General features: G+C 58.4%; 16 protein-coding genes and 1 pseudogene. 6 read left to right on the forward strand and 11 right to left on the reverse strand.

What is annotated here, in order from left to right; genetic code table 11:
* Positions 1-421 precede the first annotated feature (421 nt).
* Positions 422-1,396: a DUF2971 domain-containing protein gene (locus G6N80_RS22915; RefSeq protein WP_165137618.1), complete on the forward strand. Its 975-nt coding sequence runs from the start codon at positions 422-424 to the stop codon at positions 1,394-1,396.
* A gap of 246 nt (positions 1,397-1,642) precedes the next feature.
* Here G6N80_RS22915 and G6N80_RS22920 read toward each other — a convergent pair whose 3' ends face one another.
* The 9 genes from G6N80_RS22920 to G6N80_RS22960 form a co-directional block, all read right to left on the reverse strand.
* Entirely contained in the window at positions 1,643-1,894 is a 252-nt protein-coding gene (locus tag G6N80_RS22920) for a hypothetical protein (RefSeq protein WP_165137621.1), read from the reverse strand.
* Between the two features lie 97 nt (positions 1,895-1,991).
* Positions 1,992-2,189, reverse strand: coding sequence for a hypothetical protein (locus tag G6N80_RS22925; RefSeq protein WP_052642493.1), 198 nt, complete (start codon positions 2,187-2,189; stop codon positions 1,992-1,994).
* 465 nt (positions 2,190-2,654) lie between these two features.
* Entirely contained in the window at positions 2,655-3,671 is a 1,017-nt protein-coding gene (locus G6N80_RS22930; protein ID WP_165137624.1) for an alpha/beta fold hydrolase, read from the reverse strand.
* Positions 3,661-5,277, reverse strand: a complete 1,617-nt coding sequence (locus tag G6N80_RS22935; protein WP_165137627.1) for an RcgA family putative transporter — start codon at positions 5,275-5,277, stop codon at positions 3,661-3,663. Before G6N80_RS22935 ends, G6N80_RS22930 begins: the two co-directional genes overlap by 11 nt.
* Before the next feature lie 645 nt (positions 5,278-5,922).
* Positions 5,923-6,228 (reverse strand): hypothetical protein, encoded by a 306-nt coding sequence (locus tag G6N80_RS22940; protein ID WP_165137630.1) that lies wholly within the window; start codon positions 6,226-6,228, stop codon positions 5,923-5,925.
* A 46-nt stretch (positions 6,229-6,274) separates the two neighbouring features.
* Positions 6,275-6,511, reverse strand: coding sequence for a hypothetical protein (locus tag G6N80_RS22945; RefSeq protein WP_037094735.1), 237 nt, complete (start codon positions 6,509-6,511; stop codon positions 6,275-6,277).
* A 10-nt stretch (positions 6,512-6,521) separates the two neighbouring features.
* On the reverse strand, positions 6,522-6,968 hold the full coding sequence (locus tag G6N80_RS22950) for a hypothetical protein (RefSeq protein ID WP_165137633.1): 447 nt from the start codon (positions 6,966-6,968) through the stop codon (positions 6,522-6,524).
* A 28-nt stretch (positions 6,969-6,996) separates the two neighbouring features.
* Positions 6,997-7,995 carry a hypothetical protein gene (locus G6N80_RS22955; RefSeq protein WP_246251537.1) on the reverse strand — a complete coding sequence of 333 codons (999 nt, stop codon included), beginning with the start codon at positions 7,993-7,995 and terminating at the stop codon, positions 6,997-6,999.
* Complete coding sequence (locus G6N80_RS22960; RefSeq protein ID WP_165137636.1) at positions 7,992-8,447, reverse strand: DUF3846 domain-containing protein; 456 nt, start codon at positions 8,445-8,447, stop codon at positions 7,992-7,994. Before G6N80_RS22960 ends, G6N80_RS22955 begins: the two co-directional genes overlap by 4 nt.
* A 723-nt stretch (positions 8,448-9,170) precedes the next feature.
* Here G6N80_RS22960 and G6N80_RS22965 point away from each other — a divergent pair.
* Both G6N80_RS22965 and G6N80_RS22970 read left to right on the forward strand, forming a co-directional pair.
* Entirely contained in the window at positions 9,171-9,689 is a 519-nt protein-coding gene (locus G6N80_RS22965) for a helix-turn-helix domain-containing protein (RefSeq protein WP_165137639.1), read from the forward strand.
* A 339-nt stretch (positions 9,690-10,028) separates the two neighbouring features.
* Entirely contained in the window at positions 10,029-10,424 is a 396-nt protein-coding gene (locus tag G6N80_RS22970; protein ID WP_165137642.1) for a hypothetical protein, read from the forward strand.
* Between the two features lie 158 nt (positions 10,425-10,582).
* On the opposite strand, the gene G6N80_RS23425 is transcribed toward G6N80_RS22970, so the two are convergent.
* Positions 10,583-10,765: a hypothetical protein gene (locus tag G6N80_RS23425; protein WP_246251538.1), complete on the reverse strand. Its 183-nt coding sequence runs from the start codon at positions 10,763-10,765 to the stop codon at positions 10,583-10,585.
* A 212-nt stretch (positions 10,766-10,977) separates the two neighbouring features.
* On the opposite strand from G6N80_RS23425, the pseudogene G6N80_RS23430 reads away from it, so the two are divergent.
* From G6N80_RS23430 to G6N80_RS22985, 3 genes and pseudogenes are all read left to right on the forward strand, one after another.
* A pseudogene (locus G6N80_RS23430) lies at positions 10,978-11,133 on the forward strand (LexA family protein); the annotation flags it as partial.
* Positions 11,134-11,182: 49 nt separating this feature from the next.
* Complete coding sequence (locus tag G6N80_RS23435) at positions 11,183-11,341, forward strand: S24 family peptidase (protein WP_246251545.1); 159 nt, start codon at positions 11,183-11,185, stop codon at positions 11,339-11,341.
* The gene (locus tag G6N80_RS22985; protein WP_165137645.1) at positions 11,338-12,609 is read left to right on the forward strand and encodes a Y-family DNA polymerase; all 1,272 of its coding nucleotides are present in this window, start codon (positions 11,338-11,340) and stop codon (positions 12,607-12,609) included. Before G6N80_RS23435 ends, G6N80_RS22985 begins: the two co-directional genes overlap by 4 nt.
* A gap of 287 nt (positions 12,610-12,896) precedes the next feature.
* On the opposite strand, the gene G6N80_RS22990 is transcribed toward G6N80_RS22985, so the two are convergent.
* The gene (locus G6N80_RS22990) at positions 12,897-14,090 is read right to left on the reverse strand and encodes an enolase C-terminal domain-like protein (RefSeq protein WP_165137648.1); all 1,194 of its coding nucleotides are present in this window, start codon (positions 14,088-14,090) and stop codon (positions 12,897-12,899) included.
* Positions 14,091-14,098 lie beyond the last annotated feature (8 nt).

Genomic DNA, 14,098 nt, shown 5'->3' on the forward strand with positions numbered 1-14,098 from the left:
TTGACGGATAAAGGGAAGCCGCAGGAGGCTTAGCATAGCGCCGCGAAGCGGAAGCCGGGACCGACTTCCCCCGGCAAAACCGTTCCGTGCTTCTACAGCCTGAGCGTTGCGTTCATGGTGTAGTGGGCGATCTGAAACAGCCGCTCAACAGTCGCAGCCAGGCTTCAGTTCATCTGGGACAGCTCACATCTGGCCGTTTCGCGCCAACTGCGGACGTAGGCGCACGCGTTGATGAAGGACTTGTATCGACCCCAAAGCGGGCATAGAGTTAAGTCCTGCAAGGCCCGTAACCGGACGATGGCCTCGCGACATGCAGCTAGGAGCGGGAACCCAGAGAGCTTTGCCCCTTTGTCCGATGGACTGAGACAGCACGTTCCCATAGTATCGTCGCTTTGGCGTTGCTATGCTATTGGGGGCAAGCGTGGAACTCTGGCAAAAACAGCTCATACGCGCGTTGTTTCACTATTCGCCGGAACACATGGACATCGAGCGGGCATTCTTAGTCAAACATTCCCACGTTCCCGCTCGTCTGTACAAGTACCGCCAGTTCACCGAGTACCACTTGGACGCATTGAAAAAGGACGTCCTGTGGCTGTCCTCACCGGATAGGTTGAACGATCCCTATGAGGCCCAAGTCTCGTTTGACGTGGACCGCTTCAAAGTGGAGGATCAGTCCGTCGACCATTTCTTGACAGAAGCCAGGAGAGCTCGACATGCGATCGAAGCAGGTGAGGATTGGCGCCCAACTGAGCCTTCACGACCTATCAACGCTGGTGATTGGCGCCGCCAGACGGTTTCCACCATCCTCCAGTCGTCCGACCTCCCAGAGAAGGAGGCATTTGCGTCGATCGTGGAAGAATGGAGCAAGGAGCAAGCACAAGCTCACGTCCGGTCCATGAGCCAACAGTTTCGGAAGGGCTTCAGCGTCTTGTCGCTCTCGGCTACGGCGAACAATAAATTACTTTGGGCTCATTACTCGAATTCGCACAAGGGCTTTGCCATCGAGTACGATTTTGCTTCTCTACCGTACGGTGACCTGCGAAGCAGGCTTTGTTTTCCCGTATTCTACACCAAGAAGCTGAGGGACGCGACGAGGTACCTCGCCAAGCCCGGCAAACCATTCAACAACCTATTTGGCCAGTACATGTGCCTCGTGAAGCAGGACGACTGGGCCTATGAGAAGGAATGGCGGATTGTTCAGGCCATCGGCCCGGAACACGCAAACTTTGAAATGCGCATGCCGAAGCCGACTGCAGTCATCTTGGGCTCGCAAGTATCGCCCTCCGATGAAGAGACGATGCGCCAATTGTGCAAGGAGCGCTCAGTTACCCTGAAGCGTATGGTGCAAAAACCGGGTACCTTCCAGCTGGAACCCGTGCAGGCAGCTCTCGACTAGATCGGCTACTTACTCAGCCCCGCAACCGGAACCGGGCCGGCAGCAAGCCACCCCATCTCAGACATGTGTAGCTCGGTTCTGGAATGACCGCTTCGGGCCAAAGGCTGACTTCGCACGTTAGAGTGTCATTTCACCCTCAGCCTGAACCTACCCCAACCTCTTCTGACGTAAGATAAGGCGCCGCTGCGAAGAGGACGACTGAGACCCCGCGACCCAGAACAGCCGCGCCACCTGTTCGATCCCTGCCTAACCGGCAAGATTGGGCGGGGGCATGTTTCTTCGCAGAGCACCGAGAAGCAGGTCTAGATCCCGATTGGCAGCCGCCGCCAGCATGAGGTTGTCCGCAACCTCTGTAATGGCGGAGAGGACTTCCGTCTCCTCCCAACCTCGGCACATGGCATCCTCTACCAGGTCCTGCAAAACAGTCTCCACCGCCATCTGACACGCGATGTAGCGGCTTTCGTCCTTTTCGGGTGGCGCTTTTGGAAAGTCTGTCATCTTCCAGCAAATATGCTTCCTGCTGGCGCTTGCAAGGCCGCGGGTTCGGGATCACGACGGATAGGCCGCACCCTGCAGGGCAGGGTGCGGCTGTAACTCACTGAGGCTTGTTGTCGTTTCCGGCCTTACTGTTGAGCTCGACTTGATAGCTGAACTCGACCTTGGCGATGAGCGGAAGCATCACGGCGATAGAGAACCGAAGTTGGCCCTTATGGGACAACTTCGCGATTTGCCGGTTGATGAACTGGCGAAGGCGACGGCCGGTTTTCTGGCAGAAGGTTACGAGCGTTTTCATTAGAGGTTCCTCCTTAGTGGTTGTGCGTAATCGCGAAGCTCGAATACGGCTGGAACCGCCGAGTGCATCGCGTAGCGATCGCAATGGAGCGAAGCGGAGAGGAGAACCCTTTAGGGTTGCACGCCAAGGCGGGGCCTGACGTATCGTGCGCAGCATTAGATTACGTACGGACACTAAGGAGCGGCCTGAAAACGCGGCCTTCGTAGCCCCGGCCGTCGTCTTTGCCTTCGACCGGCAAATCGTGATCCGGCCGCCAGGTCGGATCTCCATCGCTGTGATGCTGTAGCGGTGGTTGAGCTCGCGTCGATGCTCCTAGCCGGAAACGACAACAAGCCTCAGTGAGCCGTCCCGCTTGCGGGGCGCGTCCGTCGTGAGGGGGAAGGGGAGTTTGAGGGGAGGGGCCGAAGGGGGCTCCCCTCATTGCGGTTGGGTGCCGCTCGACGCGGCGCTCAAGCGCTCCTAAGCCTAGGCGGCCTCGCGCTTACGCAACAAAAACCGCTTCAGGCTCCATCCGGCTCCCAAGATGTAGGGTGGCCGTCCAAGAGAGTAGTGCCCGCAATTCAGCCGCAGCACGCCCACTCTGGCTCCGGCATTCTGCAGCCGCCCTAGCAGGCGTTCTGACAGGTCCGGCAAAACAACCGTGTCCCTCGATGCTAGGACGACATGAAGTTCGAGGCCTGGCCGCGCCAGCCTGTCTGCATGGTTTTCAAGATTGAGTGATGCCCACGCTCGTTGCAGCTGAGCAAGCGTAAGATGCGGCTCGAGGCTCTTCCGGATCGATCGGGTTGCGCGCCCAGTCCAAACCATTTCGGCGAGGCTTCCTGCCGTGAGGAAGAGCGACGCCCGAGAAACGGCGGTTTCATGCGCCGCGACCAGTCCGGCTATCCAGGAACCAAGACTCATCCCGAGGACGGAAACATCCCGATACCCCTCGCGCTTCAGCCAGCGGATAAGCTTGCGCCCGTCCCATACAGCCTGTCTGACGGCCTGCACCGTTCGGCCGAGATTGGCGCTGAGCATGTAATCGGCATAGAGCGAGCCCGGGCGCTTGCGCTCCAAGTGGTAAGGCATGGCGATCTCGATGACTGTGACCCCTTGCCAGGAGAGGAACCCGGCAATCTGCCGGTTCCGACTTTCGGCGTTCCAGTGATGGAAGATCACCACCGCCTGATCGCGTTTTCCGCTCTCCGTGATCCTGGCCCACACGATGTTGTTTTCAGCAACATCGGTTGAAACGTCCGAAGGGAACGTCAGCCAGCCATCCCGCAGCTCAAAGCTATGATCGCTCGCATCAGGCAGCTCAAAAAAGCCCGGATCAACGGCGGACTTTTCCGCGAGAACGCAAAACCCCTCTAGCGTTTCAGCCGCCCCCATGCCGGGAAATGCACGATCGGCGTCCAGAATGAAGTCCGTGATCTTCTTGGCCTCTTCGCCGCGCTGTGCGCGACCCTCGTCCCAACGATCCAGCCAATTATGAAACATGGCTGTCGCCTCTTATCTCACGGGCACGCCAAGCTGACTCAAATGCCGGATCGAATAGACCATAGGTCGCAATGAGCGCGGTAACGATCAGCAAAACAGAGAAACCATCGAACGCGTCGATCAACATGTATGAGACGAAAAGCAAACCGATCACCGCAGACATCTTCCACAGGGGAGAACGGAGCCGCCGATCATCCCCCAAGCGGATTGCTCCATACACAAAGACGCTGCAGGTCGAAAGCACGACGAGCAAGCTGCTGTAGTGTGTGGGCATGATGTAATCGAAGGTCCTATCTCCATCGTCGTAATCTGCCAGCGCAGCCCAGACATCGCGGACCAGCCATGTCACGAAATCCGGGCCCTGCGATGCAAGATAGGCACTTTGTGCCTTCATGCAGATGGCAGCAAGGACGACGAGCGCGGAACATCTGAAGACCCCGCGCATGATCCGCAGACCGATTTCACTGGTGTCCGGCCAGGCTCTCTGCTCGCCAAGGAGTTCAGCTACGCGTTTAAGCTTCCATAGATCATGGATGATCGTATGCAGCACGATCAGGCCAGCGAACAGCAGGTAGAAGCTTGTGGACATGTAGAGATAGGCAAGGGCGGTAAATACGATTGCCGCCGGCGTCGATAGGATATCCGGCCTGATGATACCGATCGTCCCCCAGCTTGGGGCAAAATCCTGCGCTTGCTCAAGCAGAGGGATAAGCTGCACGCCGATCCATTGCACCACGCCCGCGAATAATATGCAGATCAGGAAAACTGCCCAATAGGTCTGTGAGTTGGCCTGCAAATGTATCGTCCAGGCGTCGCTGCTTCTTACACGATCAGCCTCCGCCAGCAGCCTGAGGCGGCCATCATGCTTCCAGAAACCCAGAAGCTCGATGACGACGGCGAAAAACAGTGGAAACAGCACCATGAACAGGAAGGTCCAGTTCGGTGCCCAGAGGAAGCCAACCTGCTTCTCGATACCATCCGAGCGCACATAGGTGATGCTGTGGATCCCCAAAATGTAAGAGAGGAATCCGAGGGCGGACGAACCGGCGAAGATCCAGGCCGGCAAGTTCAGATGTGATCCATGCGAGAAAATCGCCTCGGTCTTGACTGCCAAACCCCTTGGCCGCTCCGCTGGCATGGTTTGAAGGTCCACCGAGACGACGGGCGTTAGAGGAACCTGGTTTTTTTCTGGCGCTGACGTGTCAGGCACACGCAGGGCAGTCGCAGTCGAGCCACCGGTCTTCTTTTGATCTCGCCGCCTGGCGGTCAGGCGCGCTTGGGCCGAGCTGAGCTCATTCAGCCAATCATTCGTCGCCTCGCGATCGTCGCAACCGAAGATGCGTGCCAGCCAGCGAATGTTGGCCGGGCTGATGCCTTTGTCATTCTCCTGAAACCAGAGCTGGACGGTGCGAAGATCCACTCCGACACGGTTGGCGTCGATCTTTGAGATGGCATCCGCCAGTAGCTCCGGCGTCCACGGGCCTTGGGGAAAACCGTCTTCACCCAAGGGGCGTCCGGCACCCGCAGCAGCCATTTTCTTGAACAGTTCCTTGAAATCGCTTCCATCCGCCGGCGGTGGAACAAAAATCTTACCGTTTTTTTCCAATGACTTACAGCCCAAGATTTCGTCTTGTTTCGTATCCTATCGTGCGTTGTGGACGATTTGATGGTCTGAGACGATCCCCAATGCAACTAGATCGGTGAGGCATCCGCCATGCTACTGTCGTCATCCAGTTCGCGTTCGTCCCGTGAAGTAATTGCCGCTCGATGCACCAAAACGGCTCCGGCATTGTCCACGTCCAGGAGAGTGGTAACGGAGATCGCAGCTGGTGCGACAGGAGAAAAACCCTCGCTTCATGAGCTGATCGATCAGCATTCAGCGGCTGTTCAAGGGGGAAAAAAGGCGAAGGCGAGCCGCCAGGCAATCATCAATTATGAGCCAAAAGGCGACGGTGAAGCATATCTGAAGCTGACCTATCTGGCCGGTTATCTGATCGCGACCAGAAGCTCATTATCGATCCAAGAGCTGAAGTCGATTTCTGAGAACTCTGGCGCTCGTGGACGCCCCTGACGTTCCGATCCCGGCCTCGCTTCAGCGGCAGCAATCGGGCGGGAGGGGAGCCGAGGGGAGGGGCATGGGCTCCCTTCGGGCGGACCGCAGCCCGCTCGATGCGGCCAGGTTCGCAACTGCCAAAATGGCTACGGGGCCAGTTCTTCCGAACCAGCCCCGCAACAAAGCATCCAACAATTGTCAGCGTACCAATCCTAGCCGCTCGCCAAGGCTTGGCGGCGTCGGCGTTCCCGCTTCCTTTGTCATGGCGACGATGGCCTTCTGTGACAGCCCTTCGATCTCATAGCCAAAACGGCGCGCGCTCTCGATGATCGATTCTAGGCTTGGGTGCTGCTCAAGATGCGTCCCGAACCATAGGGCACATTCGTCGGTTTCCTCATCGGGAAACGCCTGCAGAAAGAAGGTGCGCAACGGCGGGTCATAGCCGATTACGGCGTTCTCGTCGGTCTCTTCGTCGGTTTTCACGGTCACGGTGTAGCGGCTCAATGGTGTCCCTCCTGATGTCGGGCCGCACCGAGATGCGGCCCAGGTCCTATTTGAACAGCGGCATTGACCGCTTGTTGGTCAGGCTGGCGCGGTCGGTCTCAAAGCGGTAGCCGTCCCAATCCTTCCACGCTTCCCAACCTGTCGCAGTGGCGCGTCCATACCAGACGCGCACGCTGACCTTACTGTTTCCCAAGTCCTCGACAACCTCAACCGTGTGGCTCCCTCCTAAACCGGAGGGCGTGTCGAAGACCTCAACGCTTCGGCGCTGGCCGTTGCTTTTCATGCTTCGCCTCCTACAGCCGGAAATGGGCAACCAAGCCCTGATTGGCTCGGTGGCTTGCCAGTGCATAGGCGCACGCCTGCGCCAGAAGGTCGGGATTCGCTGTCATGCCCGACTTCGCGCGTCCCTTGATATCGGCTTTTAAGTCGTCATCGCTGGTCCCAACGTGCATGTTTCCGACAATCCAGCGCAATTGCGCATAGGGGATCTCGTCAACGCGCCGAACAGGTAGGGCCGAAATCAGGCCCTTGCGCTGACTGGCTGCCTCTCCGGCCTCACTTGCCTCCTTCTTGGTCGGGAAATAGGCTTTCACCAGTTGCCGGCGCTGCGCGTCGGCGGCGCTCATGAAAGCGTTCGAGCCGTCTTCTTGGGTGTATAGGCTCCAGTCGGCGGCACTGCCGCCGAACATGGCGTCTCCTCGGCCGGAAAACTCCATGACTGTAAAAATTTGCTCATTCATGTGGGGATCCTCTGTTTTCCGGGGCTGATCAAGCGGCGCTGTCGCCGCTGATCGATTTCAAGACGCACTTGGCCGCATAGCGTCCGGCCTCGTTCAAGTTGCGCTGCCACGCTCCTTGCGATGGGGACCAGCGGAACCCGTGAGATTTCAGGGTGCGCCGCGTCTGTTCGTCCGGCTTGCCGGGAAACAGCAACTGAATGCGGGCCATGTCGGCATTTTCCTTGACCGTGACGGCTCCTGCCTCCGTCTCGACGTCCTCGGCGCGGTCGCCGCGCTTCTTCATCGCAGCAAGCGAAGCGAGGCGGGTTTGCATGCGGCGCAGTTCGGCGCGGGTGTTGGTGGTGGAAAAGCCGCGTCGGTTCTGCCACGGGGCAAGGGTAACGCCACGCGATGCCCTCTCCTCGTCCATGCCGGTTTCTGCCACCACACGGGCCAGAATGTCGGCTTCGCTCGCCTGATCCTTCTCCATCCGACGAATGATGACATTCGCTCGTTTCATCCGGTCGATGGACAGCGCTAGGTCTTCGATCTGCGAGGCGATGCGCTGCATGGCGGCCGGATCGCCGGAGCGGATCGGCTCGTCATCGGTCCCGTGCGGAAACGCCTTGCGCTTCACTGCCTTTTTCACAGTCGCGATATGGGCCGAGACGTCAGCACGGCGGGCGTCTGATACTCGCATCCGCTTTTCATTGCGGGCGATGGGAAAGCGGGCAGGTTCGGTGATAAACCAGTTCATGCAACGGCCTTCCGCTGCCCAATACTTGCGGGTGATCTCGACATGACGGCGGGCAAAGGCCTCTAATTCAGCGTCCGGCAGGGGCAGTTTTGCTTGCTCCCACAGCTCCACCATGTAAGCGGCAAAGCCGTTCAGGCGCTCTGCCAGCCCTTCCAGTTCGGAAAGGGTGCGCCGCTCCGGAAAATGAGTAAGGGCATGGAAGCTATGTTCGATGTCCTTCGCCGTGATGGTCGCGGCAAAGGTTCCGGCGAGAATGGACAGGGTGCGGTCCTCGACAACAGCGATGATCATCGGACTACCCCCGCCATGACGGTTGGGTGAGTGCGGGTGATACGGGTCTGGAACCCGATCAAGGCGCCGCCCAGAATGACCCCATTGGGGGAATGCTCGTCTGCCTTGGCAAAGACCGGATCAAGAACCGGCTTGCAGAAGTTCAGGCGGGCCGCTGCTTCCTCAATGCTGATCTGCGGCGGTAGGACATGCGCGCCGTCCAGGCTGGCAAGAACGATCTTTCCAGCCAATGGCTGCGGGTAGCCGTCAAAGACGGTGAAGGCGGTCAAGCGGTCCCGCAAACCCTCCTCATCGACAATAAGAACGTGGTTCGTGTCGAATGGCACCACCTCGACAAGCTGGCATCCAATCAGCCCGTAGGTCTGAGAGAATGCGCTAGATGCTGCGACCTCTGCGGCTTGAATGGTCCCAGCTTCCGGGTCCAGCAGGTAAACGGTTGCGGTTGTGGTCATAGTTCTCACCCTTTCTCCAATGCCGCGAAGCGGTCTTCTCGTGCCCCTCGAGGGCGGGAGCCCCGCTCCTGTTCCCGAGTTCGCGCGGAGCAGCGGGGGAGAGGGTGGCAAGGGGATAAAAACGGAGGGGGTTCGCCCGCCCGAGGCAAAGCCGAAAGGGCGTCGTGTCAGCGGCGCTCCTGCACAAAGCGCTGCCCCAAGGCTGCGCGAAGGAAGGACGGGGAGACCGTTTTTTCCCCTTGTGAGGGAGAGGGGGCAGCGCTCCTCTTTCCCTCATCAAAGAAACAGACAGGACGCCTCCGGCGGCACTGCTTTATCCTGGCCTAGGCCGGCAAACCGCTGATGCTGATTACTGTGAAGAGCAGTAGGGGAGGGGAAAGGCCGCCCCGATACGAGGCAGGGCGGCCTCCGTAGGCACGCGACAAGAAAGGGCTAGAGACTTGCCACGACCTGACTTGATCAACAGCCAATATGGGTCGATCGGGCGAGGCTGTAAATGTTCCGAACGGATTTTGCCTGCGATGAAACTGATTTGAGGCGAAGCCGCAGCGCAACCGATCGTCACCCGAATGGGCGGAGACAGTGTCTGCTGGCTCCGTGCCGAAGGCATAGAGCGGGGTCGCAAAGCGATGCGCCAAAGCAGCTATCCAGGGTAGACTTTCGAGGCACCATCTTTAATTGTCCAGGAGGAACAACGATGAAATTCCAGTGTGGTTGGTGGCAATGGCAGGTTTCGGACTCGAGCAGTGGGTAAGCTATCTCGGACTTGAACGCGTTGTAGACCCAGACAAAGATCATCCGGTTTATCGCAAGCCGCTCGACGGAAAGATCATCGATCTCAGGCAACTGGATCTGCTTGTCGCGCAAAGGCTGCGTGACCTGCGAACCGACAGACAACTTGCGCAAGCCAAAGTGGCCATGCTGCTAGGGGTGAAGGAGGCAACCTACGCCCGCTACGAAAACGCCTCATCCTTGATGACCGTCGGACGCCTGCTCCACGTTTTCGAAGTCCTGAATATCACCCCGGAAGAGTTCTTCGATCCTCTCGTCAACGAACAGCCCTCTCACTCCAAAGCCGACTCACGCGAAGCCCTGAGAGACCAGCTGATGGAGGAAACGGGCGACCACCTGAAAAAGCTCGACGATACGACCTTGAAGATGGTGCATGATCTTGTGCTTGCCATGGAGCCCCGGACGATCGATAAGCAGAAAGGGAATGGCGCGGCGAAAGCCGCGCCATAACTTGCACTCAATGGGTTGGCTCTGGTTTCCACCGCGCGCCGGCCGCCATTGGCGAATAGCCGGCGCTCATGCGGCGTCCTTCCCCCCTTCTGGCGAAGGCACCGCTCGGATCGATCGGCGCCAGTCCGAGATCCGAGAAGGACAATGAAGAACATCGGAGCTTTCAGCCTAGCGCCGCTCCTCCTTCAGGGGCGGGAAAGCGGGAATTCTCGACACGGTTTTGACGGAAGAAGGGAAGCCGCAGGAGGCTTAGCATAGCGCCGCGAAGCGGAAGCCGGGACCGACTTCCCCCGCCAAAACCGTTCAGTTAGATTCGACAGTGATAGGAAAGGTGATCCCATGACCAATGCTTTTGACCAGGCACTGCAAAAAGCAACCGGCGGCTACCCAGTCGATACGCTGATCGTAACCAAAAGCGAGGATGGCGAACCCGAAGTGTCCATGTTCGTCCTCGATGCGGACAATCAGCTGCTTCACGTTTCCTATGACCCAGAGGGCGGTATCATATTCAAAACCGCTCAACAGGACGAGCTGCTATTCTCGCGCCTGCTCTTAGAGCTGATCGCAAAAATGCAGGTTCTCGCTGACCGTAAATGGAGACAGATCCAACGCTATTGGGTAGAGGACAAGGCGACGTGGGAAGGGTTTGAGCATCTTTTGGACGCTCCGAACGCGCCGGAGGTGATTGGCTTCAACGATCCTGTCGTCAGGAAAGGCAGCGACCGGATTCAGTGAAGCGAAGGCGCTGGCTCCTGCAGCAGCTTCACCATCTGCCTTATAACCGTTCGCAGCTTCCTCCAGTCGCGTAGATCGCCTTCATTCACGCGCTCCTGGACTGCGGTTAGGATCCATCCGACACAGGCGATATCGTCTGCAGCGCGATACTCGTCCGATCAATGGAAGCAAGCGATGATGCGAGGACGCGCGCCTTCCTCAGTCTTCGGAATCTTTGAGACCAGGTCCTCCGCTTCTCGATAGGCCCTTGCCACACGCTTGAGATCGTCCGGCCCGGCTTGGGTAATCATGCCGACGGTCCACCTCAGGGTATTTGAAAGGTGCTCCACTTCGTCAGTCATGGTGATCCTCGTCCTCTCCACTGTGACAGCGCCCCGAAAAGCTACCACCTTGCCGGCACTCGCGTTAGCTGCAGATTAGGATCGCGTAATCTTCTATCTTGATTTTTGACGCCCCATGTGTTCCCTTTTTGTTCCTTTCGCTACCAGTCGTGAAAGGATCGAATTGAATGCTCGCCGGCCTGAAAATCGAGGCAGAAGTCTATGTGCCTCTCATGCTCCACGGATTATGCGCCGGCTTTCCATCTCCCGCTGATGACTACATTGAGGAATCAATCGACCTCACACGGCTTCTGATCCGCAATCCGCCAGCGACGTTTCTGTGGAAGGTCGACGGCAATTCGATGCGGGATGCTGGGATCTTCCATGGGGATTTGATCGTGGTCGATCGCAGCGTGCGACCCGTTGACGGAGACATCGTTGTCGTTGAAGCGGCTGCGCATGACGGGCGGCCGTCCGCGGCTGATGTTCGAGAATTCGGATATGCCGCTGTTCGACCTTCCGGAGGTCGCGGAAGTCGAGATCTGGGGTGTCGCCCTGTGCAACGTTCATTGGCTGCGAGCGAGGAAGCAGGGATGACTTCGTTCGCACTGATCGACGGCAACTCATTCTATTGCTCCTGCGAGCGCGTCTTTGACCCTGCCATCGCAAAGCGGCCGGTGATTGTTCTGTCCAACAACGACGGATGCGCCGTTGCCAGAACGGCGGAAGCCAAAGCCCTCGGGATCGGGATGGGCGAACCATACTTCAAGATCCGTGATCTCTGTCGCGATAACGGCGTGGCGGTCTACTCCAGCAATTACACCCTTTATGGCGACATGAGCGCCAGGCTGAATGCGATCTATCGGCAATGGTCTCCGGATGTTGAGGTCTATTCGATCGATGAGAGCTTTCTGGATATGACCGACATCAGGCCCGCCGATCGCGTTACTTTCGGACGCGATCTTCGGTCCACGGTTCAGCGATGGACCGGGATCCCGACATGTGTCGCCATTGGCCCGAGCAAGACACTGGCGAAGTTCGCAAACCACGTTGCAAAGAAGAACCCGGAGCTTGGCGCAGTCTGCGATCTGACAGATGCAGCCGTTCGGCAAAGCTGGCTCGATCGCGCCGCGGTGGGGGAGGTTTGGGGCGTTGGATCGGCATCAGAGCGAAAGCTATTCGGCCTGGGTATCGAAACAGCCGGCGACCTGGCTCGCGTTGATGCGCGGCTTGCCCGCAATCTCCTGAGCGTGGTGGGCGAGAGGACGGTTCTGGAGCTGCAGGGCATTTCATGCCTGCCGCTTGAAGACGTGCCGCCACAACGGAAGGGCTGCGCCGTAACCCGATCCTTTGGAACGCCGGTTACGGATCTGGCCGGAATGCTCGAGGCGGTCGCGGCCTATGCGATGAGGGCAGGAGAGAAGCTGCGCCGGCATGGTCTCGAGGCAACATATATGGCGGTCTTCATGCATACGTCGCGCTTCAATCAGAAGGACAAACCTCACTCGGCACAAACGACAGTCCATTTTCCCGAGGCTTCGAACGACACTTTTGACCTGATCCGGGCAGCTCAGAGCGGAGCGCGCAAGATCTTCAGGGACGGCTACCGCTACTCAAAGGCCGGCATCATCATGAATGATCTGGTGCGGGCGGCGTCACAGCCGCGGCCCCTGTTCGACGCGCGGGACCGTGACCAGTCGGAACGGCTGATGACGGCGCTGGATGCGGTTAATGGGAAATTTGGGCGTGGTTCGCTTGTCCCGGCCTCGACCGGCATCAAGCGTCACTGGCAAGCGAAGTTTGACCGCCGATCGCCGCGATACACAACCAATATAAAGGAGCTGCCAGTCGCGCTGGCAAGATGAGGCTATGAGTGAGATGCCGTCCTAATGGGGCGGCGCGTCGCTGATCAGCGCTTAGAAAGAAGCATCCTCTTCAGCAAGCTTCGGGTCAACGACCGCCGAAGGCGGCCTACCGGGCGTTGGGGAGCCAATTACGTTGCGCAGCAGCAAATTTGGGGGGACCGCGTATCATTGACGCGGGCCCTGTCGTGTCGGTGTAATTGGCTAATGTAGAGAGAAAATATAACTCTCCGTATGCCGGTACCAACAACGCCGGATGCCTCGTAGCCGATACATTTGACCCAGCGGTTTCAGCCGAGGCTGCTCTTGCTCTTCACCTTGTTTTCGTCGATCACCAACCCAAGTCCTGGCCGTTCATCAAGTGTGATCCTTCCACCAATCGGCCTGACAGGATCGACAAGGAAATGCTGCCATCCGACATTGAACTTCTCGAGGTTCTCGACTAGTGGGCACAGATCCGGCGGCTGTGACGCCACAACATGGGCACAGACCGCTATGCTTTCGCCATGCGGGATCACCGTCTTCCCGTAGGCGGAGGCAAGTGCGCAAATCGAGATCATCTCGGTGATGCCGCCGCACCACATCGGATCAGCCTGGACGATATCGAGTGCCTGTCTCTGGAAAATGTCGAGAAAGCCCCAGCGCGTATATTCGTGCTCACCGCCTGCAATGCGAACCGGCGAACGCCGTGTCAGCTCCGCCATCTGGTCGAGCATATCGGGAAGGACCGGCTCTTCGATCCAATAGGGGTTGAAGCGTTTGGCTTCCGCAGTAAATTCCAGCGTATAGGGCACGGACCAGCTGTTCCATGCATCAAGCATGATGTTGCATTCCTCGCCGGCTCCAGACCGTGCAGCCTCCAGCATTGCAAGGTTTTTCTTGAGACCTACCCGGCCATCGCCGGGACCGTGGCGGAAGAACCATTTCTGTCCGAAGTAGCCCTGTTCGGCAAAGCGGCGAGATTGCTGTTCGACGAATTCCGGCTGAACGGGATAGGCGAGAGCAGAGACATAGGCCGGGATATGGGTCCGCGTCGGGCCTCCCAGCAGGCGGTAGAGTGGCTGGCCCATCACCTTGCCTTTAAGATCCCAGAGCGCGCAGTCGATCGCAGAGATTGCCAGCATCGGCGTACCCTTGCGGCCGTGGATCGCCGCCCGGTAGAGCACATCCCAGATCATGTTGGTGGCGAGCGGGTCGAGGCCAACGATGAGGCTTTTCATCTGCAAGGCAAGAATTGCAGGCGCAAGCCCTATCGGGCCAAACAGGCCGGAAACGCCCTCATCGGTATCCACGTAGAGAAAACGTCCGGCAATGCGCAGTTTACCCGTCTCGATCTCATGCGGAAGATTATCCTCCCGGCCCCATTCCTTGATGCGGAAACTTTCGTAGATATCGGTCGGCCGGACTTGGCGATCGCCGTAATAAGGCCCGTCGTGATCGCATTCGCCTTGGTAAACGACACAGCGCAGATCAGTGATACGCATTCAATCTT

This window comes from Rhizobium rhizoryzae (assembly GCF_011046895.1).
Taxonomy (GTDB): domain Bacteria; phylum Pseudomonadota; class Alphaproteobacteria; order Rhizobiales; family Rhizobiaceae; genus Neorhizobium; species Neorhizobium rhizoryzae.